We start from the raw sequence: 255 nt of genomic DNA on the forward strand, positions 1-255 counted from the left end.
CTCCAAGCCTAATGTGCCGGCCAGTCCTTTGAGTGTATGTACTAGTCGAATTAAGCTTTCTAACTCTCTATTTTTGATTAACATATCAGCTTTAGTCGAAAAGTCATTGTAATCGTTGACAAACTGAGTAAATAATTTAGTTAACAATTCGTCATTGTTTTCTAGGTTTTCTTTTGCTAATGGCAGGTTTATAGTGCTCAGAGGTTCATTACTTTGCAGATGCTTTTCTATGCTTTCGTAAAGTGAATCAAAAAT

At 34.5% G+C, this 255-nt stretch carries 1 protein-coding gene; it reads right to left on the minus strand.

Going from position 1 to position 255, the window contains the following annotated elements:
- The coding region (locus AAEY83_RS16780; protein WP_351060909.1) for an Hpt domain-containing protein at window positions 1–255 on the minus strand (255 nt) is incomplete at both ends.

It is taken from the genome of Psychrobacter sp. TB20-MNA-CIBAN-0197, assembly GCF_040309765.1.
Classification (GTDB): domain Bacteria; phylum Pseudomonadota; class Gammaproteobacteria; order Pseudomonadales; family Moraxellaceae; genus Psychrobacter; species Psychrobacter submarinus.